This is a genomic window from Streptomyces maremycinicus, from assembly GCF_001184025.1.
Classification (GTDB): domain Bacteria; phylum Actinomycetota; class Actinomycetes; order Streptomycetales; family Streptomycetaceae; genus Streptomyces; species Streptomyces maremycinicus.
In genome coordinates this window covers 226,872-251,763 of the sequence record NZ_BBYG01000008.1, presented here as the reverse complement: position 1 = coordinate 251,763, position 24,892 = coordinate 226,872, and the positions used below count along the sequence as shown (strand labels likewise).

At 68.9% G+C, this 24,892-nt stretch carries 27 protein-coding genes and 3 tRNA genes; 9 read left to right on the top strand and 21 right to left on the bottom strand.

Annotation, left to right across the window (positions count from 1 at the left end):
- Positions 1–88: 88 nt before the first annotated feature.
- The 10 genes from rpoB to AOQ37_RS01185 form a co-directional block, all read right to left on the bottom strand.
- Positions 89–3,574 carry a DNA-directed RNA polymerase subunit beta gene (gene rpoB, locus AOQ37_RS01230; RefSeq protein ID WP_062640266.1) on the bottom strand — a complete coding sequence of 1,162 codons (3,486 nt, stop codon included), beginning with the start codon at positions 3,572–3,574 and terminating at the stop codon, positions 89–91.
- 558 nt (positions 3,575–4,132) lie between these two features.
- Entirely contained in the window at positions 4,133–4,516 is a 384-nt protein-coding gene (gene rplL, locus AOQ37_RS01225) for a 50S ribosomal protein L7/L12 (protein WP_062640264.1), read from the bottom strand.
- A gap of 110 nt (positions 4,517–4,626) precedes the next feature.
- Complete coding sequence (gene rplJ / locus AOQ37_RS01220) at positions 4,627–5,157, bottom strand: 50S ribosomal protein L10 (protein WP_062640262.1); 531 nt, start codon at positions 5,155–5,157, stop codon at positions 4,627–4,629.
- Between the two features lie 296 nt (positions 5,158–5,453).
- Complete coding sequence (locus AOQ37_RS01215) at positions 5,454–6,275, bottom strand: SCO4651 family lipoprotein (RefSeq protein WP_062640260.1); 822 nt, start codon at positions 6,273–6,275, stop codon at positions 5,454–5,456.
- Positions 6,276–6,368: 93 nt separating this feature from the next.
- On the bottom strand, positions 6,369–7,283 hold the full coding sequence (locus tag AOQ37_RS01210) for an SCO4651 family lipoprotein (RefSeq protein ID WP_062640258.1): 915 nt from the start codon (positions 7,281–7,283) through the stop codon (positions 6,369–6,371).
- 146 nt (positions 7,284–7,429) lie between these two features.
- The gene (gene rplA / locus AOQ37_RS01205; RefSeq protein ID WP_062640256.1) at positions 7,430–8,155 is read right to left on the bottom strand and encodes a 50S ribosomal protein L1; all 726 of its coding nucleotides are present in this window, start codon (positions 8,153–8,155) and stop codon (positions 7,430–7,432) included.
- Between the two features lie 85 nt (positions 8,156–8,240).
- Positions 8,241–8,675, bottom strand: a complete 435-nt coding sequence (gene rplK, locus AOQ37_RS01200) for a 50S ribosomal protein L11 (RefSeq protein ID WP_020132675.1) — start codon at positions 8,673–8,675, stop codon at positions 8,241–8,243.
- 167 nt (positions 8,676–8,842) lie between these two features.
- Positions 8,843–9,688 (bottom strand): transcription termination/antitermination protein NusG, encoded by an 846-nt coding sequence (gene nusG, locus AOQ37_RS01195; protein ID WP_062640254.1) that lies wholly within the window; start codon positions 9,686–9,688, stop codon positions 8,843–8,845.
- 80 nt (positions 9,689–9,768) lie between these two features.
- Complete coding sequence (secE, locus tag AOQ37_RS01190; protein ID WP_062640252.1) at positions 9,769–10,056, bottom strand: preprotein translocase subunit SecE; 288 nt, start codon at positions 10,054–10,056, stop codon at positions 9,769–9,771.
- A gap of 113 nt (positions 10,057–10,169) precedes the next feature.
- Positions 10,170–10,242 (bottom strand) — tRNA-Trp (locus tag AOQ37_RS01185).
- Positions 10,243–10,458: 216 nt separating this feature from the next.
- Between AOQ37_RS01185 and AOQ37_RS01180 the strand changes: the two genes are divergently transcribed.
- Positions 10,459–11,685: a pyridoxal phosphate-dependent aminotransferase gene (locus AOQ37_RS01180; protein ID WP_062641342.1), complete on the top strand. Its 1,227-nt coding sequence runs from the start codon at positions 10,459–10,461 to the stop codon at positions 11,683–11,685.
- Positions 11,686–11,815: 130 nt separating this feature from the next.
- Positions 11,816–12,844 (top strand): adenosine deaminase, encoded by a 1,029-nt coding sequence (locus AOQ37_RS01175; RefSeq protein ID WP_062640250.1) that lies wholly within the window; start codon positions 11,816–11,818, stop codon positions 12,842–12,844.
- A 15-nt stretch (positions 12,845–12,859) separates the two neighbouring features.
- Here AOQ37_RS01175 and AOQ37_RS01170 read toward each other — a convergent pair whose 3' ends face one another.
- The 8 genes from AOQ37_RS01170 to AOQ37_RS01135 form a co-directional block, all read right to left on the bottom strand.
- Complete coding sequence (locus tag AOQ37_RS01170) at positions 12,860–13,915, bottom strand: UDP-N-acetylmuramate dehydrogenase (protein WP_062640248.1); 1,056 nt, start codon at positions 13,913–13,915, stop codon at positions 12,860–12,862.
- A gap of 231 nt (positions 13,916–14,146) precedes the next feature.
- Entirely contained in the window at positions 14,147–15,607 is a 1,461-nt protein-coding gene (locus tag AOQ37_RS01165) for a DHA2 family efflux MFS transporter permease subunit (protein ID WP_062640246.1), read from the bottom strand.
- Positions 15,608–15,710: 103 nt separating this feature from the next.
- Positions 15,711–16,280, bottom strand: a complete 570-nt coding sequence (locus AOQ37_RS01160) for a TetR/AcrR family transcriptional regulator (protein WP_199824911.1) — start codon at positions 16,278–16,280, stop codon at positions 15,711–15,713.
- A gap of 103 nt (positions 16,281–16,383) precedes the next feature.
- Positions 16,384–16,812, bottom strand: a complete 429-nt coding sequence (locus AOQ37_RS01155) for a MaoC family dehydratase (protein ID WP_062640244.1) — start codon at positions 16,810–16,812, stop codon at positions 16,384–16,386.
- Positions 16,813–16,819: 7 nt separating this feature from the next.
- The gene (locus AOQ37_RS01150; RefSeq protein WP_054238750.1) at positions 16,820–17,302 is read right to left on the bottom strand and encodes a MaoC family dehydratase N-terminal domain-containing protein; all 483 of its coding nucleotides are present in this window, start codon (positions 17,300–17,302) and stop codon (positions 16,820–16,822) included.
- Between the two features lie 135 nt (positions 17,303–17,437).
- Positions 17,438–17,602 carry a 50S ribosomal protein L33 gene (gene rpmG, locus AOQ37_RS01145; RefSeq protein ID WP_018834916.1) on the bottom strand — a complete coding sequence of 55 codons (165 nt, stop codon included), beginning with the start codon at positions 17,600–17,602 and terminating at the stop codon, positions 17,438–17,440.
- A gap of 89 nt (positions 17,603–17,691) precedes the next feature.
- Positions 17,692–17,764 (bottom strand) — tRNA-Met (locus tag AOQ37_RS01140).
- A gap of 46 nt (positions 17,765–17,810) precedes the next feature.
- Positions 17,811–17,883 (bottom strand) — tRNA-Thr (locus AOQ37_RS01135).
- 290 nt (positions 17,884–18,173) lie between these two features.
- Between AOQ37_RS01135 and AOQ37_RS01130 the strand changes: the two genes are divergently transcribed.
- Complete coding sequence (locus AOQ37_RS01130; protein WP_062640242.1) at positions 18,174–19,442, top strand: amidohydrolase family protein; 1,269 nt, start codon at positions 18,174–18,176, stop codon at positions 19,440–19,442.
- Positions 19,443–19,654: 212 nt separating this feature from the next.
- Positions 19,655–20,311, top strand: coding sequence for an SDR family oxidoreductase (locus AOQ37_RS01125; protein ID WP_062640240.1), 657 nt, complete (start codon positions 19,655–19,657; stop codon positions 20,309–20,311).
- A gap of 55 nt (positions 20,312–20,366) precedes the next feature.
- Here the strand turns inward: AOQ37_RS01125 and AOQ37_RS41030 are convergent, their stop codons facing one another.
- Positions 20,367–20,588, bottom strand: coding sequence for a hypothetical protein (locus AOQ37_RS41030; protein ID WP_078889988.1), 222 nt, complete (start codon positions 20,586–20,588; stop codon positions 20,367–20,369).
- 98 nt (positions 20,589–20,686) lie between these two features.
- Between AOQ37_RS41030 and AOQ37_RS01120 the strand changes: the two genes are divergently transcribed.
- Positions 20,687–20,998, top strand: coding sequence for a hypothetical protein (locus tag AOQ37_RS01120; RefSeq protein ID WP_062640238.1), 312 nt, complete (start codon positions 20,687–20,689; stop codon positions 20,996–20,998).
- Between the two features lie 210 nt (positions 20,999–21,208).
- Here the strand turns inward: AOQ37_RS01120 and AOQ37_RS01115 are convergent, their stop codons facing one another.
- Together AOQ37_RS01115 and AOQ37_RS01110 are read right to left on the bottom strand one after the other, a co-directional pair.
- Positions 21,209–21,889, bottom strand: coding sequence for a P-loop nucleotide/nucleoside kinase family protein (locus tag AOQ37_RS01115; protein WP_062640236.1), 681 nt, complete (start codon positions 21,887–21,889; stop codon positions 21,209–21,211).
- Positions 21,886–22,644, bottom strand: coding sequence for a GntR family transcriptional regulator (locus AOQ37_RS01110; protein WP_062640234.1), 759 nt, complete (start codon positions 22,642–22,644; stop codon positions 21,886–21,888). The genes AOQ37_RS01115 and AOQ37_RS01110 overlap by 4 nt, the downstream gene beginning before the upstream one ends.
- A 361-nt stretch (positions 22,645–23,005) precedes the next feature.
- Here AOQ37_RS01110 and AOQ37_RS01105 point away from each other — a divergent pair, with 361 nt between their 5' ends.
- From AOQ37_RS01105 to AOQ37_RS01090, 4 genes are read left to right on the top strand one after another with little or no spacing between them, the layout of a single operon-like run.
- Entirely contained in the window at positions 23,006–23,263 is a 258-nt protein-coding gene (locus AOQ37_RS01105) for a DUF6284 family protein (protein ID WP_062640232.1), read from the top strand.
- Positions 23,263–23,550, top strand: coding sequence for a DUF6303 family protein (locus AOQ37_RS01100; RefSeq protein WP_062640230.1), 288 nt, complete (start codon positions 23,263–23,265; stop codon positions 23,548–23,550). Before AOQ37_RS01105 ends, AOQ37_RS01100 begins: the two co-directional genes overlap by 1 nt.
- Entirely contained in the window at positions 23,547–24,524 is a 978-nt protein-coding gene (locus tag AOQ37_RS01095) for a hypothetical protein (RefSeq protein ID WP_062640228.1), read from the top strand. The genes AOQ37_RS01100 and AOQ37_RS01095 overlap by 4 nt, the downstream gene beginning before the upstream one ends.
- Positions 24,521–24,862: an RRQRL motif-containing zinc-binding protein gene (locus AOQ37_RS01090; RefSeq protein WP_062640225.1), complete on the top strand. Its 342-nt coding sequence runs from the start codon at positions 24,521–24,523 to the stop codon at positions 24,860–24,862. Before AOQ37_RS01095 ends, AOQ37_RS01090 begins: the two co-directional genes overlap by 4 nt.
- Positions 24,863–24,892: the final 30 nt, after the last annotated feature.

Sequence of the window (24,892 nt, the reverse complement as noted above, 5' to 3'; positions counted from 1 at the left end):
ATCCCTCTCAGGGTTGTAAGTCTTGGGGTCTGATACGGGGGTCCTGGGGCCGGCAGGGCTCAACGTGGTGAGCCCTGCCGAACTCCCGTCAGACCTCTTCGACGCTGCTCGGCTCACGCCGGGACAGGTCGATGCCGAGCTCCTCCGCAGCGCGGAAGACATCCTCGTCGGTGTCACGCATCTCGATGGACATACCGTCACTGGACAGCACCTCCACGTTCAGGCAGAGAGACTGCATCTCCTTGATGAGCACCTTGAAGGACTCGGGGATGCCAGGCTCGGGGATGTTCTCGCCCTTGACGATGGCCTCGTAGACCTTCACGCGGCCGGTGACGTCGTCGGACTTGATCGTCAGCAGCTCCTGGAGGGCGTACGCGGCGCCGTATGCCTCCAGCGCCCACACCTCCATCTCACCGAAGCGCTGACCGCCGAACTGCGCCTTACCACCCAGCGGCTGCTGGGTGATCATCGAGTACGGACCGGTCGAGCGGGCGTGCAGCTTGTCGTCGACCAGGTGGTGCAGCTTCAGGATGTACATGTAACCGACCGAGATCGGGTCCGGGAACGGCTCACCGCTACGGCCGTCGAACATCCGCGCCTTACCGGTCGGGAGCACCATGCGCTCGCCGTCGCGGTTCGGAATGGTGTGGTTCAGCAGACCCGCGAGCTCGTCCTCACGCGCACCGTCGAACACCGGGGTGGCGACGTTGGTGCCGGGGGCGACCTGGTCGGCGCCGATGCCCTGGAGGCGCCGCGCCCAGTCCTCGCCGAGACCGGAGACGTCCCAGCCGCGGCTGGCGAGCCAGCCGAGGTGGATCTCCAGCACCTGTCCCGGGTTCATTCGGGACGGCACACCCAGCGGGTTGAGGATGATGTCGACCGGGGTCCCGTCCTCGAGGAACGGCATGTCCTCGATGGGCAGGATCTTGGAGATGACACCCTTGTTGCCGTGCCGGCCGGCGAGCTTGTCACCGTCCGTGATCTTGCGCTTCTGCGCCACGTAGACACGAACCAGCTGGTTCACGCCCGGCGGCAGCTCGTCGCCCTCTTCACGGTCGAAGACGCGGACGCCGATGACCTTGCCGATCTCGCCGTGCGGCACCTTCAGCGAGGTGTCACGGACCTCACGGGCCTTCTCACCGAAGATCGCGCGCAGCAGGCGCTCCTCCGGCGTCAGCTCGGTCTCACCCTTGGGCGTGACCTTGCCGACGAGGATGTCACCGGCGACGACCTCGGCACCGATACGGATGATGCCGCGCTCGTCGAGGTCGGCGAGGACCTCTTCGGAGACGTTCGGGATGTCCCGGGTGATCTCCTCCGGGCCGAGCTTGGTGTCACGGGCGTCGACCTCGTGCTCCTCGATGTGGATCGAGGAGAGGACGTCGTCCTGCACGAGGCGCTGCGACAGGATGATCGCGTCCTCGTAGTTGTGACCCTCCCACGGCATGAACGCCACGAGCAGGTTCTTGCCCAGGGCCATCTCGCCGTTCTCGGTGGCCGGGCCGTCGGCGAGGACCTGACCGGTGATGATCCGGTCGCCCTCGTTGACGATGACCTTCTGGTTGACCGAGGTGCCCTGGTTGGACCGGGAGAACTTGGCCAGGCGGTACGTGATGTACGTGCCGTCGTCGTTGGTCGTGGTGATGTAGTCCGCGGAGACCTCCTGGACCACACCGTCCTTCTCGGCCTTGACCACGTCGCCGGCGTCGACGGCGGAGCGGTACTCCATGCCGGTGCCGACGAGCGGGGCCTCGCTCTTGATGAGCGGCACGGCCTGACGCATCATGTTCGCGCCCATGAGAGCGCGGTTGGCGTCGTCGTGCTCGAGGAACGGGATCATGGCGGTCGCGACCGACACCATCTGGCGCGGCGAGACGTCCATGTAGTCCACGTCGTCACCGGGGACGTAGTCGACCTCACCGCCACGGCGGCGGACCAGGACGCGGTTCTCGGTGAAGCGCAGGTCGTCGTCGAGCGTGGCGTTGGCCTGCGCGATGACGAACCGGTCCTCTTCGTCGGCCGTCAGGTAGTCGACCTCGTCGGTGACGACACCGTCGGTGACCCGGCGGTACGGCGTCTCCACGAAACCGAACGCGTTGACGCGGCCGTAGGAGGCGAGCGAACCGATCAGACCGATGTTCGGGCCTTCGGGGGTCTCGATCGGGCACATGCGTCCGTAGTGGGACGGGTGCACGTCACGGACCTCGAAGCCGGCCCGCTCACGGGACAGACCACCCGGGCCGAGGGCGTTGAGACGACGCTTGTGCGTCAGGCCCGACAGCGGGTTGTTCTGGTCCATGAACTGCGACAGCTGGCTGGTGCCGAAGAACTCCTTGATGGAGGCGACGACCGGCCGGATGTTGATCAGGGTCTGCGGCGTGATCGCCTCGACGTCCTGGGTCGTCATGCGCTCGCGCACGACGCGCTCCATACGAGCCAGACCCGTACGGACCTGGTTCTGGATGAGCTCGCCGACGCTGCGGATACGACGGTTGCCGAAGTGGTCGATGTCGTCGGTCTCGACCATGATCGAGCGACCGGACTCGCCGACCGTCTCGGTCTCCCCGGCGTGCAGCTTGACCAGGTACTTGATCGTCGCGATGACGTCCTCGACGGTCAGGACACCCGCGTTGAGCGGGGCCTCGCCGCCGAGCTTCTTGTTGACCTTGTAGCGGCCGACCTTGGCCAGGTCGTAGCGCTTGGGGTTGAAGTAGAGGTTCTCGAGCAGCGTCTGCGCGGCCTCACGCGTGGGCGGCTCGCCCGGACGCAGCTTGCGGTAGATGTCCAGCAGCGCGTCGTCCTGGCCCTGGGTGTGGTCCTTCTCCAGGGTGGCGCGCATGGACTCGTACTCGCCGAACTCCTCGAGGATCTGCTCGGTGGTCCAGCCGAGAGCCTTCAGAAGGACGGTGACGGACTGCTTGCGCTTGCGGTCGATACGCACACCGACCATGTCGCGCTTGTCGATCTCCAGCTCCAGCCAGGCACCCCGGGAGGGGATGACCTTGGCGGAGAAGATGTCCTTGTCGGACGTCTTGTCGATCGAGGAGTCGAAGTAGACGCCCGGCGAACGGACCAGCTGGGACACCACGACACGCTCGGTGCCGTTGATGACGAAGGTGCCCTTGTTGGTCATGAGCGGGAAGTCGCCCATGAAGACCGTCTGGGACTTGATCTCGCCGGTCTCGTTGTTGGTGAACTCGGCCGTCACGAAGAGCGGGGCCGCGTACGTGAAGTCGCGGTCCTTGCACTCGTCGATGCTGTTCTTCGGAGGCTCGAAACGGTGGTCGCGGAAGGTCAGCGACATCGACCCGGAGAAGTCCTCGATCGGCGAGATCTCCTCGAAGATCTCCTCCAGACCGGACTTGGTGGGGACGTCCTGACCGGACTCCAGGGCGGCCTCGACGCGACCCTTCCACGCGTCGTTGCCGAGCAGCCAGTCAAAGCTCTCGGTTTGCAGCGCGAGAAGGTTCGGAACCTCGAGGGGCTCCCTGATCTTTGCAAAGGAGATGCGCAGCGGGGCGGTGCTGGCGGCGTTGTTCGTATTCGCGATCGAGGCGTTGCGCGAGGCGGCCAAGAGGGGGTCCTTCCGAGGGCTCGGACTCACTACGCGCGTACCGGCTCCTCATCCTGCGCACAGAGACAGAAATCCCAGGTGGGGGATAGTCCGGTCGTCCGACTCAAGTGAGGGCATGCCCCTGGTGACGGGCAGGGAACAGCTAACAGGCAGCGCAAAGGGTCAGTGTAGCCACTTGGCACACTGATGTCCAGTGCGGGTTTCTGGAGACCCTCGTAGTTCTCAACGCCCTCGGTCTGCTAGCCCTCAACGCACGGTGATACTGCCCTCTTCGCCGTCGATCCATGCCTCGGATTCGGATCCTTGTGACGACGCGTCCTGAGAATTGCGCGCTGCGTGCGGTTCGTCAAGGCCCCCCCGCGCGGACTCGGGCGCTCGGAGACACGATGAAGATCACCATACCCCCCGGTCAAGGGGGTGCAAGGCAACCGTGGCCGCGCTCCCAGGAACGCCGAAGAGCGACCACCCAGATGGATGATCGCTCTTCGGTGCGTGAGCGTTACAGCCCCGGAGGGACTGATTCAGCCTTCGCGTCCGGTCGTCGCCGACCGGGAGGTGTTACTTGACCTCGACCGAGGCGCCGGCGGCCTTGAGGGACTCGGCAGCCTTCTCGGCGGCCTCCTTGGCGACCTTCTCGAGGACGGGCTTCGGAGCGCCGTCGACGAGGTCCTTGGCCTCCTTCAGACCCAGGGAGGTGAGCTCGCGCACGACCTTGATGACCTGGATCTTCTTCTCGCCGGCGCCGGTGAGGATGACGTCGAACTCGTCCTGCTCCTCGGCGACCTCAGCGGCGGCGGCGGGGCCGGCCGGGGCAGCGGCGACCGCGGCGGCGGCGGTGACGTCGAACTTCTCCTCGAACGCCTTGACGAACTCGGAGAGCTCGATGAGGGTGAGGTTCTCGAACTGCGCGAGCAGCTCTTCCTGGGACAGCTTCGTCGCCATGGTGGGCGATCCTTCCATTCAATTCGGCAGGTGCCGGATTACGTGTCGGCGGGCGTACGTTCGGCCCGCGTCGACCACTGCGTCAGGCAGCGGTCAGAGTGCGAGCCGAGTTACTCGGCACCGCCCTGCTCGGCCAGCTTGACGCGAAGCGCTTCCGCGGTGCGGACGAACTTCGACGGGAGCGCCTGGAAGAGCGAGGCAGCCTGGGACTGCTTGCCCTTCATGGCGCCCGCCAGCTTGGCGAGCAGAACCTCGCGGGACTCGAGGTCCGCAAGCTTCTTGATCTCGTCGGCGGACAGCGCCTTGCCGTCAAGGACACCGCCCTTGATGACGAGGTTCGGGTTGTCCTTGGCGAAGTCACGAAGACCCTTCGCCGACGTCACCGGGTCACCGGTGATGAAGGCAACCGCCGTCGGACCGTTGAACAGGTCGTCGAGCGTAGAGATCCCGGCCTCGTTGGCCGCGATCTTGGTCAGCGTGTTCTTCACCACGGCGTACTGGGCGTCTTCACCGAGCGAACGACGCAGCGTCTTGAGCTGCGCCACGGTGAGACCCCGGTACTCGGTCAGCACAGCGGCGTTCGAGCTGCGGAACTGCTCCGCGAGCTCGGCTACCGCGGCAGCCTTGTCGGGCCTTGCCATAAGCGTGGCCTCCTTCCGGGTGATGAGGACCGCTCAGAAGGAGACTGGGAAAACGAAACGCCCCGGCGCAGGCGCACGGGGCGTAGCTCGACCGGAAGAATTCCGTGGAAGGATTTCGGTCCGGGAGCGTATCCACTGACACCTGCGCGGGTCGTCCGCGTTGCAGCGGATCCTTCGGCCACCGCCCCCTCTTGCGAGAGAACGGCAACGACCAGCGGTCTTTGGCTTCTCGTGGAGAGTACGGGAACGGGGCGCGGTCAAGCAAATCCGCCCGTACGGGACCCGGACGGACGTCCTCAGTCCTGGGCCTTCCTCAGTTCCTCGGCCATGTCGAGGGTGTCCGAGGCGGGCGGCGCCCGCACGGTCACGGGCTTGCCGAAGTCGAGGAACGTGATGGTGAGGTCGAGTTCGCCGTGCCGTCCGAAGCCCTGCACCCGCAGCCGCCGGGTACGGTCCTGGGCGTCGACCCACAGGTCCATGGTGAGTTCGTCCACCCCCTGCTTCTCGTACTGGGCGAGGCTCTTCTCGGTCCGCTGCCGGACGCCTGCGTCCTCGTCCTTGTAGGAGGCGCGGATGTCGTCGACCGTGGCGGTGCCCGTGTAGTGGGTGGTGCGGACGCCGTCGACGGTCCCGGAGCCGGCCTTCCTCAGGTCGTCGGCCGAGGCGAGGAAACCGCCCTCGTGGGAGGGGTTGTCCCGGACCCGGTCCACCATCGCCCCGGTGTCGACCTTGATCCCGCTGGGGGTGTCGGAGCTGCCCGGCGCCCCGAACTTGATCCAGTGCTTGCCGTCCTGGCCCGCTTCGTCACTGCCCACGTACAGCACACCGCCGACCAGCCGGAACTCACCCGTGCCCCGCTCGGGCCCGCCGAGCACGGTGGACTTCAGGCTCATGACCGGCGGCGCCACGCCGATGGCGGCCTCGGCCTCGATCCGGCCCTCCTCCGGCGTCCGGCCGGTCATGCGGTACCGCAGGGACACGCCCTCCTCGGCCTTCTCCGCGGCCCGGGTGACGGCGGCCGCGGCGGCCGCGTCACTCCCGCCGCCCGTGCCGCCAGCCGCCGCACACCCGGCGACGAGCAGCGCGGACAGCCCGAGGACGCCCACGGAAAACCTCATCCCACTTCCCCCAGAACCCCGTACAGCGAACGCACGGCCGATACACAGCAAGACCGTGAACGTATCCCAGGGGATCGGGAGGGGTCCCGTGATTTACGAGCCGGTGCCCGCTCCCTGCTGCTTCACCAGCTCCGAGAAGTCCGCGGTGTCACCGGCCGGAGGTTCCTCGGCGGACACCTCGGTGCCGTAGTCGCTGTAGTAGGCGGTCTGGGCGTAGGCGCCCGCCGTGGTCTCGCCCTTCTCGACCTTCTTGACCAGCAGATCCCGGTCGTCGACCCAGATGTCGACCGTCTCGGTGGTGACGCCGGCCTGCTCGAGCGTCTTCCGCAGATCGTCGAGCTGGCTCTGGCTCAGGTGGGAGTTCTTCTCGGCGAGATCCGCGACCTCGACCGTCCCCGAGTAGTGCGTGGTCCGCTGGCCCCGCACCTTCTCCTCGCCGACCTCCCGTACGTCCCCGGAGGCCAGCAGCAGCTTCACCGACTGGTTGGGGGTGGTGTTCTGCATCTGGTCCTTCAGATACGCGCCGGAGCTGCCGCCGAGGCTCTCCAGGTCGTCGTACGCGTATCTGATCCAGTGCCTGCCGCCGGCCTGCTCCGCGAAGGTGTCGCCCATCCTGGCGTAGTAGGCGTCGGGCAGATAGCGGGCCTCCATCGACGTGGTGCCCATCTGGCGCATGGTGTCGGCCATGGTGCCGCCGGTGTACGTGATGGTGAGCGTGCCGGTGAGGCCGTCCCCCCAGCCGAGGGCGCCGTCGGCGGTCATGGACATCACCGAGCCCATGGTCGTGGTCGACTCGACCTTCGCGGAGTCGGCTCCGTCGGTGGACTTCTCGGCGGTGAGCAGGGCCGCGACGGGGCTGAGCCGGGGATCGCCGTCCCCGCCCTTGCCCGAACCGCCGGAGCCGTCCGAGGTGTCCGAGCCTCCGGAGCCGCTACAGGCCGTCATCCCCGCCAACAGGGTCACCGCGGCGACCGAGAGGCCCGCGCGGCGCAGGGTCGTGCTCTTCATTCGTCCCACCCCCATGGATTCCTGTCACCGAACGCTAACGCACGGCACTGACAGTCGTACGAGAAAGAGTCGTACGGCAAAAGGGACGAGCCCCGCACCTCGAAAGGTTGCGGGGCTCGTCACCGACTGAGGGTGAGCTGTGAGGCTCAGACCGCGGCCGGGTCCTCCTCGACGAGAAGGTTCCGGGTGCGGTTCGGGTCCACCAGGATGCCGGGGCCGATCGTGGTGCTGATCGCGGCCTTCTTGATGTAGCGACCCTTGGCGGCGGACGGCTTCAGACGGAGGATCTCCTCCAGCGCCGCGCCGTAGTTCTCCACCAGCTTCTCGTCGTCGAAGGACGACTTGCCGATGATGAAGTGCAGGTTCGAGTGCTTGTCGACGCGGAACTCGATCTTGCCGCCCTTGATCTCCGTGACGGCCTTGGCCACGTCGGGGGTGACGGTGCCGGTCTTCGGGTTCGGCATCAGACCACGCGGACCGAGCACGCGGCCGAGGCGGCCGACCTTGCCCATGAGGTCCGGGGTGGCGACGACGGCGTCGAAGTCCAGACGGCCCTTCGCGACCTCGTCGATCAGTTCGTCGGAGCCGACGATGTCGGCGCCCGCGGCCTCCGCGGCCGCAGCACGGTCACCGGTCGCGAAGACCAGGACCCGGGCGGTCTTGCCGGTGCCGTGCGGCAGGTTCACGGTGCCACGGACCATCTGGTCGGCCTTGCGCGGGTCGACACCCAGGCGGAAGGCGACCTCGACGGTGCCGTCGAACTTGCTCGTGGAGGTCTCCTTGGCGAGACGGACGGCCTCGAGCGGGGCGTAGAGCTTCTCCCGGTCGATCTTGGCGTCCGCAGCGCGGAGGGACTTGCTGCGCTTGCTCACTACTGCTCCTGTGTGTCTTGAGGAGTCGTGGTACGGGCCGAGCAGGCCCTGCCACGGTGCTACGAAGGTGCTACGGGGCTGGTGATCAGCCTTCGACCGTGATGCCCATGGAGCGGGCGGTGCCGGCGATGATCTTCGACGCGGCGTCCAGGTCGTTGGCGTTGAGGTCGGGAAGCTTGGTCGTGGCGATCTCGCGGACCTGCGCCTCGGTGATCTTGGCGACCTTGGTCTTGTGCGGCTCGCCGGAGCCCTTCTCGACACCCGCGGCCTTGAGGATCATCTTCGCGGCCGGCGGCGTCTTGGTGATGAAGGTGAAGGAGCGGTCCTCGTAGACCGTGATCTCCACCGGGATCACCCAGCCACGCTGCGACTCGGTCGCGGCGTTGTAGGCCTTGCAGAACTCCATGATGTTGACGCCGTGCTGGCCGAGCGCGGGGCCGACCGGCGGCGCGGGGTTGGCCGCACCGGCGTTGATCTGGAGCTTGATGAGCCCCGTGACCTTCTTCTTCTTGGGAGGCATTGCTCTCTCCGGGTCCTAGTGAGAGTTTTCAGCCTCATTCCGGATGATCCGGATGGAGGCATACCGCACAACGATAACGGGTATCCATGCGCGGCCAAAAACCGAGCAGGTCAGACTGGCTGTGAAAGCCTGTCTGACCTGATCGGAGGCTTGGGCTCCAGAGGACGCTAGTTCTTCTGGATCTGGTCGAAGCTCAGCTCGACCGGGGTCTCGCGACCGAAGATCTCGACGAGGCCCTTGACCTTCTTCGAGTCGGCGTTGATCTCGTTGATCGTGGCCTGGAGCGTGGCGAACGGGCCGTCGGTGACGGTGACCGAGTCGCCCACCTCGAAGTCCAGCACCTGGACCTCGACCTTGCGGGCCGGAGCCGGCTTGCCCTCGGCCTCGGCGGCCTCACGGGCGGCCTTCTCCTCGGCCTCCGGGGCGAGCATCTTCACGATCTCGTCCAGCGTCAGCGGGTACGGGTCGTACGCGTTGCCCACGAAGCCGGTGACACCGGGGGTGTTGCGGACGACGCCCCAGGACTCGTTCGTCAGGTCCATGCGCACCAGCACGTAGCCGGGGAGCTTGTTCTGACGGATGGTCTTGCGGTCGCCGTTCTTGATCTGGACGACCTCTTCCTGCGGCACCTCGGCCTGGAAGATGTAGTCCTCGACGTTCAGCGAGACGGCGCGCTGCTCCAGGTTGGTCTTCACGCGGTTCTCGTAGCCGGCGTACGTGTGGATGACGTACCACTCGCCGGGGAGGGTGCGCAGCTCCTCGCGCAGGGCGACGACGGGGTCGACGGGCTCGGCCGGCTCTTCTTCCTCGGCCTCGTCGACGACGTCCTCGGTCTCGACGTCCTCGTCGGCTTCCTCGCCCTCGACGTGGAGTGCGGCTTCCTCCGCGGGTTCGCCCGCTTCGGCCTCGGCAGCCTCGAACTCGTCCACCTCGTCCGAGCCCTCGACGATGTCGAGCTCGTCGTCCACGGACTCGTCCGGCTCGATGGCGTCGTTCAGGTTCTGGTCAGACACGGTGGCTGCTTCTTCCTGGATACATAGGGGTGGAACATGCGAAAGGGGCGCCGGATACCTCGGCGCCCTTCGCTCTAGGCTCAGCCAAAAACGTACTTGGCGGCGTGGCTGAGTCCATAGTCAATCACGGTCACCAGGCCGATCATGATGACGACGAAGACGATCACCACGGTCGTGTACGTCGTCAGCTGGCTCCGCGTGGGCCATACGACCTTGCGGAGTTCCGCCACGATCTGCCGGTAGAAGAGCGCGAGACGCTTCAGCGGGCCCTTCTTGGCGCGCTTACCGCCCTTGCGGGTCTTCTTCTGCGCCTCAGGCACCTCGTCCTGGGCATCAGGCGTGTCGATGGAGCCCACGGCGTCCGCCATTCGTCCTCACCTGTTCCCGGGTCGTGGCCGTGCCGCGCCCGGTCTGAGCCGCACGGCGATGCATTGCTGTACGTACATGCGCTGCGCACACATCCTGGTGACGGAGTGTGTAGCAGGGCCGGAGGGACTTGAACCCCCAACCGCTGGTTTTGGAGACCAGTGCTCTACCAATTGAGCTACGACCCTTTGTGTGTTCCCCAACGTACCGCATCCGACCGGGTGCTCGGTGTGCACCTGATGTGGCACGGCTGTTGGAGGCCAACGACGTGTGAGTGTACGTGGTCTTGAGCGCATCGTCGAACGGAAAGCGGCCTTGATCGGAATCACTCTGGTGTTCAGTCGGCTGACCAGTCCGTGAAACCCGTGTGCCGGGCCGGTTTCCGGTCTGAAACCATGGGTGCCATGAGCGCTGCAACCCCTCCCACCGAGCGCCGGGTCTCCGCCCGCGTCGGCGCGATCTCCGAGTCCGCCACCCTTGCCGTGGACGCCAAGGCCAAGGCCCTGAAGGCCGCCGGACGTCCGGTGATCGGCTTCGGCGCGGGCGAGCCCGACTTCCCGACCCCGGACTACGTCGTCGAGGCGGCCGTCGAGGCCTGCAAGAACCCCAAGTACCACCGCTACACGCCGGCCGGTGGTCTCCCCGAGCTGAAGACCGCGATCGCCGCGAAGACGCTGCGTGACTCGGGCTACGAGGTGGACGCCTCGCAGATCCTGGTCACCAACGGCGGCAAGCAGGCGATCTACAACGCCTTCGCCGCGATCCTCGACCCGGGCGACGAGGTGATCGTCCCGGCGCCGTACTGGACGACGTACCCGGAGTCCATCCGGCTGGCCGGCGGTGTCCCGGTGGAGGTCGTGGCCGACGAGACGACCGGCTACCGGGTCTCGGTCGAGCAGCTGGAGGCGGCCCGCACGGAGAACACGAAGGTCGTGCTCTTCGTCTCCCCGTCCAACCCGACCGGCGCCGTCTACGACGCCGAGGACGCCGAGGCGATCGGCCGCTGGGCCGTCGAGCACGGCCTGTGGGTGATGACGGACGAGATCTACGAGCACCTCGTCTACGGCGACGCGAAGTTCACCTCGCTGCCGGGGATCCTGCCCGAGCTGCGCGACAAGTGCATCGTCGTCAACGGCGTCGCGAAGACGTACGCGATGACCGGCTGGCGGGTGGGCTGGATCATCGGCCCGAAGGATGTCGTGAAGGCCGCGACCAACCTCCAGTCGCACGCCACCTCGAACGTCTCCAACGTGGCCCAGATCGCCGCGCTGGCCGCCGTCTCCGGTGACCTGTCGGCCGTCGAGAAGATGCGCGAGGCCTTCGACCGGCGCCGCAAGACGATCGTGCGGATGCTGAACGAGATCGACGGCGTCCTGTGCCCGGAGCCCGAGGGCGCGTTCTACGCGTACCCCTCGGTGAAGGCGCTGCTCGGCAAGGAGATCCGCGGCAGGCGTCCGCAGGACTCGGTCGAGCTGGCCGCGCTCATCCTGGAGGAGGCCGAGGTCGCGGTGGTCCCCGGTGAGGCCTTCGGCACCCCGGGCTATCTGCGGCTGTCGTACGCGCTGGGCGACGAGGACCTCGTCGAGGGCGTGAGCCGCATCCAGAAGCTGCTGGCCGAGGCCAGGGACTGATTTCGGACCACTCACGCGAGCAGTCCGCGGGCCGTCTCCCTCCGGGAGGCGGCCCGTTGCTTTGTGCGAGCAAGACCACGATCGGGGAAAGCGCTACCGGGACGGCCGGAAGGTACGGCAGGATCCTGGAATGGAGCGTGTACGTGATGTCTCTGAGCTGCCGAAAGCCCATCTGCACCTGCACTTCACCGGGTCGATGCGGGCCACCACCGTGCTGGAACTGGCCGACAAGTACGGCGTGCACCTGCCGGACGCGCTGAACGAGGCGCTGACCAGCGGGGAGCCACCCAGGCTGCGGGCCACGGACGAGCGGGGCTGGTTCCGCTTCCAGCGCCTGTACGACGCGGCGCGCAGTTGCGTCCGCGAGCCGGAGGACATCCAGCGGCTGGTGCGGGAGGCCGCCGAGGAGGACCTGAAGGACGGCTCGGGCTGGCTGGAGATCCAGGTGGACCCGACCTCGTACGCGCCCCGGCTGGGCGGCCTGATCCCGGCGCTGGAGATCATCCTGGACGCGGTGGAGACGGCCTCGCGGGACACCGGGCTCGGCATGCGGGTCCTGGTCGCGGCGAACCGGATGAGGCATCCGCTGGACGCCCGCACCCTGGCCCGGCTGGCCGTGCGGTACGCGGACCGGGGCGTGGTCGGTTTCGGGCTGTCCAACGACGAACGCCGGGGCATGGCGAGGGACTTCGACCGGGCCTTCGCGATCGCCCGGGAGGGCGGGCTGCTGTCCGCCCCGCACGGCGGTGAGTTGACCGGCCCCTCGTCCGTCCGCGACTGCCTGGACGACCTGGCCGCGAACCGGCTGGGGCACGGGGTGCGGGCGGCCGAGGACCCGCGGTTGCTGAAGAGGCTCGCCGACCGGGGCGTGACCTGCGAGGTGTGCCCGGCGTCGAACGTGGCGCTGGGGGTGTACGAGAAGCCGGAGGACGTGCCGCTGCGGACGCTCTTCGAGGCCGGGGTACCGATGGCCCTGGGCGCCGACGACCCGCTGCTGTTCGGCTCGCGCCTGGCGGCCCAGTACGACATCGCCCGCCGCCACCACGCCTTCACGGACGAGGAGTTGGCGGAACTGGCCCGGCAGTCCGTACGGGCCTCGGCGGCCCCGGAGGACGTCAGGGCGAAGCTCCTGGCGGGCGTGGACGACTGGCTGGCGTAGCGAGCCGCCGGGCGGCTAGAGCCCGACGCCCACCATCACCGGCTCGTTGACCAGCGTGATCCCGAAGGCCTCGCGCACCCCGGCCACGACCTCGCGGGCCAGCGCCAGCAGGTCCTCCGTGGTGGCCGCGCCGCGGTTGGTGAGGGCGAGGGTGTGCTTGGTCGAGATGCGGGCGGGCCCGCTGCCGTACCCCTTGGTGAAGCCCGCCTTGTCGATCAGCCAGGCCGCGGAGGTCTTGGTGTGTCCGGCCCCCGCCGGGTAGGCGGGCGGCTCCGCGCCCTCGCCCAGCCGCTCCCGCACGCGCGCGTGGAACACGGCGAAGTCGGCGTCGGTGAGGATCGGGTTGGTGAAGAAGGAGCCGGCCGACCAGGTGTCGTGGTCCTCTGGGTCGAGGACCATGCCCTTCCCGGCGCGCAGCTTCAGCACGGTCTTGCGGGCCTCGGCGAGCGGCACCCGGTCCCCGGGCTCGACGCCCAGCGCGCGTGCCGTCTCGGCGTACCTCAAGGGGGCCGACAGTCCGTCCGCGTCCTCCAGGGCGAAGCGGACGCGCAGGACGACATGGCGCTCGGGGTCGGCCTTGAAGCGGCTGTGCCGGTAGGAGAAGGCGCACTCCTCGTTCGTGAGGGTGACGGTCTCGCCCTCCCGGCGGTCGTAGGCGATCACCTCGGTGATCGTCGTGGAGACCTCCTGGCCGTACGCCCCGACGTTCTGGATCGGGGTCGCGCCCGCCGAGCCGGGGATGCCGGCCAGGCATTCGACACCGGCCAGCCCGGCTTCGACGGTACGGGCCACGGCGTCGGTCCAGACCTCGCCCGCGGCCAGCTCCAGGCGCGTCCCGGCGAGTTCGCAGCCGCGGGTGGCGATGCGCAGGGCGGTGCCCTCGAAGCCCTTGTCGCCGATGACGAGGTTCGAGCCGCCGCCGACGATCAGCAGCGGCGTACCGGCGGCGTCGGCCTCGCGCACGGCGGCGATCACCTCGGCGTCGGTCGTCGCGGTCACCAGCCTGGTGGCGGGACCGCCCAGCCGGAAGGTGGTCAGCGGGGCGAGCGGGGTGTCGTGGAGTTCCTGCACGCGCCCAAGCGTACGAGACACCACCGACAGCCCCGCCCTCCCCGGCCCCGACGTCCCGCTCCACCCGCCCGACCGCCCGACCGAGGACCGACACCGCACCGCACCGCACCGCACCGCAGGCAACCTCACCGCACCGCACTGCACGCGCGCGTACGGCCCCGCCGAGGTGGACGGCGCCGTACGCGCGCGTGCCGGACGTGTCCGGGCACCTCAGGTGCCGCGCGCCGGGTCTCAGCGGGCGGCCGTCTCCAGCACGGGCGCCGTCCCGGAGTCGCCCTCGGGCGCCGCCGAGGAGTCCTTCGCCACGGGGCCGGCCGCCCGTCGGGCGGGTATCAGCAGGGCCGCGAACCCGGCGAGGGCCACCACCGCGGAGCCCGTGACCAGCGCGGGCCGCAGCCCGTCGACGAAGGCCTGACCGGACTCGTAGCCGCCCTGCGCCGAGAAGATCGACGCCATGATCGCGATGCCCAGGGCGCCGCCGACCTCCCGCAGCGCGTTGTTGGCGCCGGAGGCGATCCCCTGCTCCTGCGGCCGGACGCTGGACATCACCAGGTTGGAGGCCGGGGCGAAGAACAGCGCCATGCCGATGCCGCTGACGATCAGACCGGGCAGCTGGACGGAGTAGGAGGCGTCGACGGTCGCCACGGCGGCCATCCAGCCGAGACCGGCGGCCTGGAGGAAGAGCCCGGTGGCGACGACCGGCCGGCCTCCGACGCGGTCGGAGAGGATGCCGGCGATCGGTGCGACGAGCATCGGCATACCGGTCCACGGCAGCATCCTGAGGCCCGCCTCGGTGGGCGAGTAGCCGAGGACGCCCTGCATGTACTGGCTGAGCAGGAATATCGAGCCGAACATCCCGAGGAACATCAGCAGGCTCGCCGCGTTGATCCCGGCGAAGGCGCGGGACCGGAAGAGGCGCATCGGCAACATGGGGTTCTTGGCCCGCAGCCCGTGCAGGACGAACCCGACCAGCAGGACGGCGCCCGCGAACAGGCCGGTCAGCACGAGCGGGCTGGTCCAGCCGTCGGCCGGCCCGCGCACCAGGCCGTAGACCAGCCCGAAGAGGCCACCGCTGGCGAGCAGCGTGCCGGGGAAGTCGAGCGGGGCTCCGGTGCCGTAGGACTCGGCCAGGCGCAGCCGGGCGAGCGGCAGCAGGGCGAGGCCCAGCGGGACGTTCAGCCAGAAGATCCAGTGCCAGGACACGTGTTCGGTGAGGCTGCCGCCGATGAGCGGCCCGGAGGCGACCGCGAGTCCGTTGACCGCGCCCCAGATGCCGTACGCCATCCCCCGCTTCGCGACGGGCACGGCGGCCGTCAGGAGGGTGAGCGTCAGCGGCATCATGACGGCGGCGCCGACGCCCTGGACCGCGCGGGCGGCGATGAGGGAGCCGATGCCGGGGGCCATGGCCGCGGCCGCGGAGGCGGCGGTGAAGACGGTGAGCCCGGCGATGAACATCCGCCTGCGGCCGAACCGGTCGCCGAGTGCCGCGCCGAACATGAGCAGCACGGCGAAGGTGAGCGTGTAGGCGCTCACGGTCCATTCGAGGTCGCCCAGGCCGCCGCCGAGATCCTCACGGATCGACGGCAGGGCGGTGGTGACGACGAGGTTGTCGAGTGCCGCCATGAACCCGGCGACGCTGGTGATGACGAGGGCCCAGACGGCTCCCCCGCGACGTTCGGTCTGCTGTGACATCGCTCCCCCAGCGGGCGATCAGAATTCGGCTAGTAATTGATTACTAACTTTCGCGCCCGCAAAAGGGCGCCCACACTCGGCGTCGGCGCACCGCGCCGCCGCGCTACTTCTCCAGCCGGCCCTGGAACCGGGCCGACGGATACATCCCTTCCCAGACCCGGTGTCCGGGCGGGAACCCCATGGCCACCAGGCAGTTGATGAGCATGCCGAACGCCATGAAGACCGTCGTCTCGTTCACGTCGGCACCGAGGGGCAGGTGGACGGTGTCCCAGAGCCGCATCCACCCGGCGCGCACGGCCTCACCGAAGGCGTGGTCACCCTCCGCCTCCGCGGCGGCCACCGCGACATACATCTGCATCTGCATCATCAGCCGTTCGGGCTGCTCCGCGATGACCTTGGTGTACGCGTTGGCCATGGCATGCAGGGCCTCTTCGCCCTCCAGCCCCTCGGCCGCGTCCGCGAACGTACGGACGGTGTCCTCCATACAGCGCTCGGAGGCCGCGAGGAAGATCGCTTTCTTGCCCGGGAAGAGCCGGAAGAGATACGGCTGCGAGACACCCACCCGCTTGGCGATCGCCTCGGTGGAGGTGCCGTGATAGCCGCCGCGGGCGAACTCGCTCGTCGCCGCGCGGATGACGCTCTCACGCCTCTCGTCTGCGCTCATCCTGACCATGCGAATAAGTTAGTACTCAATCACTAACTAGGTCAAGGCCCGGCGACGCGTAAGGGGCGCCTCCTCATGGAGAGCGCCCCTTACATCACGTACGACCCCGGGATCAGGCCAGGCGTACGACCGCCCGGGACATCCCGAGAACCTTCAGCCCGCCGCTGGTCACGGTCAGGTCGACCCGCACGGTGTGGTCGTCGAGCTTGGCGCCCACCTTGCCGGTGACCTCGATCACGGCGCCCTGGCCGTCGTTCGGGACGACGACGGGCTTGGTGAAGCGGACCCCGTAATCGACGACCGCGCCCGGGTCGCCGGTCCAGTCGGTGACGACGCGGATCGCCTCGGCCATGGTGAACATGCCGTGCGCGATGACGTCCGGCAGGCCCACCTCCTTGGCGAACTTCTCGTTCCAGTGGATGGGGTTGAAGTCCCCGGAGGCGCCCGCGTACCGCACCAGCGCGGCGCGGTCGACGGGGAAGGACCGGGCCGGCAGTTCGGTGCCGACCTCGACGTCCTCGTAAGCGATCTTCGCCGTCATCGGTTCCTCACGCCTTCCCGTCCGTGGCGTCCACGGACTCCGCCGGCTCCGCCGCGCGGGCGACGAGCTTGGTCCAGGCGGTCACGACGTGCTCGCCGCTCTCGTCGTGGACCTCGCCACGGATGTCCAGGATGTCGTTGCCGGCCATCGACTTGACCGCCTCGATCGTCGAGGTGACCGTGAGCCGGTCTCCGGCGCGCACCGGGCGCCGGTAGGCGAACTTCTGGTCGCCGTGCACCACCCGGCTGTAGTCGAGGCCCAGCCGGGGGTCCTGGACGACCTGCCCCGCCGCCTTGAAGGTGATGGAGAACACGAAGGTCGGCGGCGCGATCACATCGGCGTACCCGAGCGCCTTGGCTGCCTCCGGATCGGTGTACGCCGGGTTCGCGTCCCCCACGGCCTCGGCGAACTCGCGGATCTTCTCCCGACCGACCTCATAGGGATCGGTGGGCGGGTAGGTCCGCCCGACGAAGGACTGGTCGAGCGCCATGGCCTCGGCACCTCCTGGTTGCTCTGCTGCTCTGTCGTCGTAGCGCTCAGCGTTGCTCTACTGACCGGTACGGGTCGTTCAACGACACGAGGCCGCCCCCGATCACTCGGGGACGGCCTCGCATACGAGCCTGATCTATCGCGTTTCGCGGTGCGCGGTGTGCGCGTTGCAACGCGGGCAGTGCTTCTTCATCTCCATTCGATCCGGGTTGTTACGCCGGTTCTTCTTGGTGATGTAGTTCCGCTCCTTGCACTCCACGCAGGCCAGCGTGATCTTCGGGCGGACGTCGGTGGCAGCCACAGGAGTGCTCCTTGACGAACGGATGGGACGATATAACGCATGAAAGAGTAGCCGATCGAAGGACCGACCCCACAATCGGCTACTGTCAGTAGCGGTGACCGGACTTGAACCGGTGACACAGCGATTATGAGCCGCTTGCTCTACCGACTGAGCTACACCGCTTTGATGGGATCAGGTCCCGCCTTGCGACGGGAACCTCACCCACCAGAGCCCCAATACGGAATCGAACCGTAGACCTTCTCCTTACCATGGAGACGCTCTACCGACTGAGCTATTGGGGCGAGCGATGAAGACATTACACGGTCCGCAGCCGTTCACCCAAATCCGTTTGGCGAGGCCTTCCAGGACCGCCCGGAGGGCCGTTTCCCCGAGGTCCCGGCGGCCTCCCGAGCCCCTCCCGCCCGCCGGACCACACGCGGACCACACCGGTACGACTATTGCGCTCCTCCCCGCTCGCGCCGAAACGCCGTCCTAGGCTCGACTCACTCTGCGTGATCTTGCGTCCCCGCGACCGCGCGACCGCGCGTCACCCGCGTCCCCGCGCGGTCCCGAGCCGAGCCCCTGGAGCGCGATGCCCGACAGCCAGCCGCAGCCACCCCCTTGGCCGTCGTCCTCGTCCGGCACCTCCGGAGGTGCGCCGGACCCGGCCGCCCTCCTGCTGTGCGGGGCGCGCCTGGCGGACGGCCGGACCGTGGACGTACGGCTGGGCCGCGGGCGCATCGAGGCGGTCGGCACGGCGGGCAGCCTGACGAACGGCCCCGCCCGCGGCGGCACCCGCGTGGACCTCGGCGGCTACCTCCTGCTCCCCGCCCCCGCCGAGCCGCACGCGCACGCCGACACCGCGCTCACGGCCGACGCCGACGGCCCGGTCTCGTACGCGCCCGAGGACGTCCAGCGCCGCGCCACGGAGGCCGCGTTGCTCCAACTGGGCCACGGCGCGACGGCGCTGCGCGCGCATGTGCACGTCGGCGACGTCCAGGGCCTCGGCGCGCTGGACGCCGTGCTCCAGGCCCGGCGTTCACTGCGCGGGCTCGTCGAACTGACCGCGGTGGCGATGCCCCGGGTCCTGACCGGCGCGGCCGGGGCGGACGGGCTCGCGATGCTGCGGGACGCGGTGAAGATGGGCGCCTCGGTGGTGGGCGGCTGCCCGGACCTGGACCCCGATCCGGCCGGCTACGTGGAGACCGTCCTGGAAGTCGCCTCCGAGCACGGCTGCCCCGTCGACCTGCACACCGACGCCGCCGACCCGGCCCGCCTCGCCCGTCTCGCCGCGATGGCCGGCGGCCTGCGCCCCGGCGTCACCCTGAGCCCCTGCGGCGGCCTCGACGGCCTACCGGCGGACGCGGCCGGCCGCACCGCCGACCAACTCGCCGCCGCCGGCGTGACGGTGGTCTGCCTCCCGCAGGGCGGCTGCGGCACCGTCGAGCACCGGGACGCGGCGCCCGTACGGCTGTTGCGCGCGGCCGGTGTGCGGGTCGCGGCGGGCAGCGGGGCGTTGCGGGACGTCTCCAACCCGGTCGGCCGCGGCGACCCTCTGGAAGCGGCCTATCTGCTCGCCTCCCACCACGGCCTGCGCGCCGAGGACGCCTACGACGCCGTGAGCACGTCCGCGCGGGCCGCGCTGGGCCTGCCCGAGGTCCGGGTGGAGGCGGGTTTCCCGGCCGATCTCCTGGCCGTGCGCGGCGACCGGCTGGCGGGCGCCCTGTGCCTGGCGTACAGCAGGATCGTCATCCACCAGGGCCGCGTCGTGGCCCGTACCAGCGCGGTCCGCGAGTACCGCAACTCGACGGCCGCACCGGAGTGGGGCCTGCCCAGGCAAGGACGCGGAGAACTGTCGTAGGACCACGGGGCCCGGCACGGCGGGCCGGGACGACAGGCACGGCACGGCGCGGCGCGGCGCGGCGGGCACAGGATGGCGCGCACAGGACGGCGCGGACGGGACCGGGGAGTCGGGCGGCACCGGGCCGGGCTTCCGGCGAAGCCGTGCGGCAGATGCGGTGGTGCGGCGAAGCCGTGCGGCAGATGCGGTGGTGCGGGCGTACGGTCGGAAACATGCGCATTGTCATCGCTGGTGGTCATGGTCAGATCGCGCTGCGGCTGGAGCGTCTGCTCGCCGCGCGCGGGAACGAGGTCGCGGGGATCATCCGCAAGGCGGAACAGGCCGACGACCTGAGGGCGGCCGGTGCCGAACCGGTCGTCCTGGACCTGGAGTCGGCGTCCGTCGAGGCGGTCGCGGAGCGGCTGCGCGGCGCGGACGCGGCGGTCTTCGCGGCGGGTGCCGGCCCCGGCAGCGGGGTGAACCGCAAGGACACCGTGGACAAGGGAGCGGCGGTCCTGTTCGCGGACGCGGCGGTCCGGGCGGGCGTCCGGCGCTTCGTGATCGTGTCCTCCATGGGCGCGGACCCGGATCACCGCGGCAACGAGGTCTTCGACGTCTATCTGCGCGCCAAGGGCGAGGCGGACGCGCACGTGCAGGGCCTGACTTCCCTCGACTGGACGATCCTGCGCCCGGGCACGCTGACGGACGACGCCGGGACCGGCCTGGTCCGTCTCGAGGCCCGAACGGGCCGCGGCTCCGTCCCGCGCGACGACGTGGCCGCCGTGATCGCCGAACTGCTCGACACCCCGGCGACGGCGGGCCTCACCCTGGAGCTGATCAGCGGCTCGGCGCCGGTGCCGGTCGCGGTCAAGGCGGTCGCGGGCAACTGAGGAACGCCGCGCGACCGAGGAACACCGTCGTCACGAAGCGGGCCTGGCAGCGGGCCTAGAAGAGGGGCAGCTGTCCCGGGAAATCCGGGACCACATAGCCGTCCAACGACGGCTGGGCAGCACCCAGTTGTGCCGTACTGCGGGAGCCGGGGCAGGAGACGAGGTCCCCGGTCCCGCGCGCCCCCGGCGGGTCGTGCCGGGCGAACCGTCCGGCGACGACGGCGATCTCGCGACGGCATACCGGACAGGTTCTACGACGGCTGGACGCGCTGGACATGTGATCAGTCTGCCCCAGTGGGCCACGCGGGTACCCCGCGACGGGACGCGCCCCGCTCGCCGCGCGGAAGTGCGGCCACCTCCTTAGCATCCGTACACGTGGCACATACCTTCGAGGAACTCGTGGAGAAGCAACGCGCGGCCGACGAGGCACACGCGAGGGTCGAAGCGCTGCGGGACACGTACGGCGCACCCACGGCCACCCCCTGGCCGGAGATCCAGACCGACACCTACGAAACCGCCTGGCGCGCCTGGCGCGACCTCGCCCGCGACGTCCAGGCGGCGGTGACCGAACACGCCAAGGACGAGAACAGACCACGGAACGACGTCGAGGCAGAGGTGAAAAGAGCGGCGAAGACGCCCACGTCCGAAGCCTCCGAACCCCCGGAGGACTCCGCCGAAGGGAAGTGAGTCGCGCGACCGCCCGGGTTTCCCCGTGCAGACGAAGAAACCCCTCCGCTCTGCGTTTCCGCAGTTCGGAGGGGTTCCCTCTCTCAGCGTGGCGGCGCCAGGATTCGAACCTGGGAAGGCTGAGCCGGCAGATTTACAGCGGGACGGGTTCGATGGTCTTGACCTGCGGTCTTTCCTGCGGCTACCGCTTCTGGGGGACACCTGGGGGAATCAGGCCCCGGGAGCGGTCTCCAGAGCCGCGATCACGGCCGCTGCATCACCGTCGTACAGGATGTACGGTTCGTCCGCCTCAGGCGGGATGAACCGTGTTCGGTACCGCTGAAGGTCGCTCTCTGAGAAGTAGATCGAGTTGGGATCGTCAGCGTGGAATTCGTTGCGCTTGCTGACCCTCGCCCACAATTCTTCGTGGCTTGCTGCGAGATACACGAGTACGGGGGTGGCGCCAACGTCGGTGGCGATTGCTCGCCACGCAGCCCGTACCTCAGGCGTCCAAAAGCCGTGGTCAACCACGACATCACGCCCGGCTTTGAGTTGCTCCCTGAGTTCCTCTGCCACGTCATCCAGGACCGGCTGTTCAAGCGTGGGGAAGATCCCCCGGGGAAAGTCCACCCCATACACGCCGTGCCGACGGTACATCTCTTCGTCAGGGCATAGCCGGACGAATCCACGGTCCGTGAGGACACGGGACAAAGTCGTCTTGCCGGAGCCGGGTAGTCCGGCCATCAGGACACAGAACGGTGGGCGTGGCGGCATCGGTCTCGTCATGGTCTGGGAGATGGCGGCCATCTCCGCTTCGGCTTCGAGCGTGATTGTGCCAGCCCTACGGGCCTCGAGCAGCGCCCCCAGGCGGTCTTCGAGCACGCTCGCGAGAGTGTCATCCATGACCGTCATGGAGCGACCTCCGATTCTGTGCGCCATGTACGGCCAGGGCCTCCGAGATCCACGCCGTACTCCACGATGTTGCCTTCGCTGTCGACGAACTTCGCCGTCATCACGACCACCGGCTCCGCCGACGGATCTTCGGGATTCAGCTCCAAGAGCCGTGCGTACTCAGGGGTGAGCAAACGTGCAGAGGCCGTGTCGATGCGGTGACTGATCGGATGGCCAGTCACTTGCGCAATGAGCTGGAGTGACGTTCCCCCTGTCAGTCGCTCACTCGCCGCCAGTTGGGGGATCAACTTCCCGTACCTAGCAGGAATCCATGACGTGCTGTGGGCCACGATGCCGTGCCGGTCTCGGTAAACCCGGCTTCGGCGGATCACGTCGGAGCCGGGCTGAATGTCCAGCGCCTGAGAGACTTCAGCGGGCGCGGGGACCACACCGGCCTGATGCGAGTCAGACCGTTCACCCGCCCCCCAGCTAGACCCGGTACGGCGCCCCCGGTCCTGGCGTTGGGAGCCCGAAGACATAGGCGCCGGCTGGTCCAGGACCTCCGTCCCGATCCCGTGGATCCCTCGCACGAGACCCTCGTTGCGCAGCTTGCGCAAGGCTTTCTCTGCCGTCGCGGTGCTCACTTTCCACTCTTCCGCGAGGTTCTTGATGCTTGGCAAGAGTGACCCCGGCTGTAGCTGACCGGACGTAATCAGCTCCGTGTAGTGGGCGGCAATCTTCGCGTACGGCGCCCGATTGTCGGCCTGGCCTGCCATATCGCCTGCTCCCTGTCGTCACTTCCCTGAGGTTCCCTACCTTACCGCTTGACACCGCAGGGAACCCTAGGGAACCTTAGGGATGTGCCCGGAAGAAAGCCCCCGCACGACGGGGGGTGAGTACGAAGTGAGCACGCATTGATTGAAAACTCAACAGAGTGCCGATCCAGCCGCCTGTACACGGGCGGTCGATGGATCGCGAAGTGAGCCCGAGTGCTCACGGTCCTTGACGCCTTTCCACGGGGCGTCATGGGCCGTGGCTGCTCGGCCGAGCAGACCAACAACAACGGCGAGCGGCTCCCGGGGTGCCTCCCGGGAGCCGCATTCGGGCCGTTCCACCTTGCAGGGAGAACACGACCCAATGGAACACATCGTCACTGTTCAGGACGCTGTTACCGCGTTCGCCGACTGGATGGAGCCGACGGACGGCGAGCTGGACGCGATCGAGGCTGAGATGCCGGGGATCCTCGCGGACGTCGAGGCGCTGGACGTCCAGATCGCGCTGCTGGACCAGGCGCCCACCGAGCTGGACCAGCGGCGGGTGCGCCGCGACCGGCGCCGGGTGCTGTCCGAGCGGGCGACGCTCGCCAACCGCACCGTCTCGGGTGCGGTGGCGTGATGGCACGGGAACTGCGGGCGCAACTGTCCGCGAGCCAGGGTGGCTGGCGCCTGTACGTGGTAGTGCGCGGTTCGCTCGATCCGTGGCCCGAGCACAGCTTCGGTCCCGGTGAGCGGGTGCCGACGTTCACGGAGCGGGCGCAGGCGCTCACGGCGCTTGGGTTCGTTCAGGCGCCGGCGGCTGAGTGGGAGTGGACGGAGTTCAGCACGGACCCCGACGACCCCGCCTCGCCGGTATGGCTGCTCGCCTCCGTCTGGGTGCGTTCACGGCAGGAGGCTGCCGCGTGAACGGTGTTCATATCCGTTCAGCAGAGCGCGCGCTGAACGTGGGGACGTGGCTGATCGTGTGCGGCGCCATGCTGTACTCGATCCTCACCGTCACCCCGCTCATGTCCGCTCACACCCCCGCCAAGTGGGGGTGGACGGCGCCGATCCTGCCGCTCGTCGTGGACGCCGCGGTGGTCATCGTGGTCCGTCTCGACTCCGTCCTTGCCCGCCTGGGTGGGCACGGCGGCCGGTGGCCGATCGTGCTGCGGTGGATGACCGGCACCATGACCCTCGCCCTCAACACCGCCGACTCCGCGTTGCAGAAAGACCTGGTCGGAGTGGCGGTCCATTCCGTGGCGCCGCTCCTGCTGATCGTCACCGCGGAAACCGGGCTCGCCTACCGCCGCGCCATCACCGCCGCCGTCACCGCGCTGGAGACGCGGCAGCGGGCCGAACGCGAAGCAGCCCAGCAGGCCGCCCGCGAGCGCGAGGAAGCCGCCCGGCGGGAAGCGCGCGAGGAGCGCGAGCACGCCGCGACGCTGGCGCGTGAACAGCGTGAACACGAAGCCCGATTGGCCGCGGAAGCAACCGAGCGGGAGGAACGCCAACGTCGGGAGGAGCGCGAGGACCGCGCCGCCCGCGAGGCTGCCGAACGCGAGGGGCGTGAACGCCGTGAACGCGAGCGTGAACAGCGCGAGCGGAACCGTGAACACGTTGAACGCGAGGCCGCCGAACGGGTAGCGCAGGAGGCCCGCGAGCGTGCGGAAGCCTCCCGCCGTGAACGCGCCGCGCTGCTCGATGGTCCGCCCGTGAACACCAAGCTGCCCGAGGACCACGCCCGGCGGATCGTCGCCGCCGCGGTCGCTGAGGGCGTGTCGGTGCGGCGCGCCGCGGATCTGTGTGGCTGGTCGGTCGGCTGGGTCTCCGCCCGCTACGCCGAGTACCGCGACCCCGGTGACGGTGGCGCGCAACTCGCGATCGTGGGCCAGGGATGAGCGCCTTACCGGTCTACTCCTGGCGCCTCGCGCCGGAAGGCTTGGCCACCCGACGTCAGCTCCGCGCGAAGGGACTGCGCCCGGGAGGTCAGGACGTGGTCGCGCAGATCGAGCGGCCCCGCTACCGGCGCGGCCCGCTGGTCGCCTACCTCTACCTCATCGAGGCAGCGAAGCCCGTACGGCCCATGACGCCGGCCAAGCAGGCCGCGCTGGACAAGGCCAACCAGGCTCGCCGCACCTGCCCGCAGTGCCTCCGGGATGCCGGCTACGTCATCCCCGCCCAGCTGGGCGTGTGCGTGCCCTGCGCCTACCCCGACGACGAACAGCGCGCCGCCTGAAACCCCACACGTCAGCAGGCCCGACCGGCA

Coding starts and splice junctions, on each gene's coding strand:
- rplL (WP_062640264.1), bottom strand. CDS start 4,516: ATGGCGACGAAGCTGTCCCAGGAAGAGCTGCTCGCGCAGTTCGAGAAC.
- rplJ (WP_062640262.1), bottom strand. CDS start 5,157: ATGGCAAGGCCCGACAAGGCTGCCGCGGTAGCCGAGCTCGCGGAGCAG.
- AOQ37_RS01215 (WP_062640260.1), bottom strand. CDS start 6,275: ATGAGGTTTTCCGTGGGCGTCCTCGGGCTGTCCGCGCTGCTCGTCGCC.
- AOQ37_RS01210 (WP_062640258.1), bottom strand. CDS start 7,283: ATGAAGAGCACGACCCTGCGCCGCGCGGGCCTCTCGGTCGCCGCGGTG.
- rplK (WP_020132675.1), bottom strand. CDS start 8,675: ATGCCTCCCAAGAAGAAGAAGGTCACGGGGCTCATCAAGCTCCAGATC.
- secE (WP_062640252.1), bottom strand. CDS start 10,056: ATGGCGGACGCCGTGGGCTCCATCGACACGCCTGATGCCCAGGACGAG.
- AOQ37_RS01180 (WP_062641342.1), top strand. CDS start 10,459: ATGAGCGCTGCAACCCCTCCCACCGAGCGCCGGGTCTCCGCCCGCGTC.
- AOQ37_RS01175 (WP_062640250.1), top strand. CDS start 11,816: ATGGAGCGTGTACGTGATGTCTCTGAGCTGCCGAAAGCCCATCTGCAC.
- AOQ37_RS01165 (WP_062640246.1), bottom strand. CDS start 15,607: ATGTCACAGCAGACCGAACGTCGCGGGGGAGCCGTCTGGGCCCTCGTC.
- AOQ37_RS01160 (WP_199824911.1), bottom strand. CDS start 16,280: ATGGTCAGGATGAGCGCAGACGAGAGGCGTGAGAGCGTCATCCGCGCG.
- AOQ37_RS01155 (WP_062640244.1), bottom strand. CDS start 16,812: ATGACGGCGAAGATCGCTTACGAGGACGTCGAGGTCGGCACCGAACTG.
- AOQ37_RS01150 (WP_054238750.1), bottom strand. CDS start 17,302: ATGGCGCTCGACCAGTCCTTCGTCGGGCGGACCTACCCGCCCACCGAT.
- AOQ37_RS01130 (WP_062640242.1), top strand. CDS start 18,174: ATGCCCGACAGCCAGCCGCAGCCACCCCCTTGGCCGTCGTCCTCGTCC.
- AOQ37_RS01125 (WP_062640240.1), top strand. CDS start 19,655: ATGCGCATTGTCATCGCTGGTGGTCATGGTCAGATCGCGCTGCGGCTG.
- AOQ37_RS41030 (WP_078889988.1), bottom strand. CDS start 20,588: ATGTCCAGCGCGTCCAGCCGTCGTAGAACCTGTCCGGTATGCCGTCGC.
- AOQ37_RS01115 (WP_062640236.1), bottom strand. CDS start 21,889: ATGACGGTCATGGATGACACTCTCGCGAGCGTGCTCGAAGACCGCCTG.
- AOQ37_RS01110 (WP_062640234.1), bottom strand. CDS start 22,644: ATGGCAGGCCAGGCCGACAATCGGGCGCCGTACGCGAAGATTGCCGCC.
- AOQ37_RS01105 (WP_062640232.1), top strand. CDS start 23,006: ATGGAACACATCGTCACTGTTCAGGACGCTGTTACCGCGTTCGCCGAC.
- AOQ37_RS01100 (WP_062640230.1), top strand. CDS start 23,263: ATGGCACGGGAACTGCGGGCGCAACTGTCCGCGAGCCAGGGTGGCTGG.
- AOQ37_RS01090 (WP_062640225.1), top strand. CDS start 24,521: ATGAGCGCCTTACCGGTCTACTCCTGGCGCCTCGCGCCGGAAGGCTTG.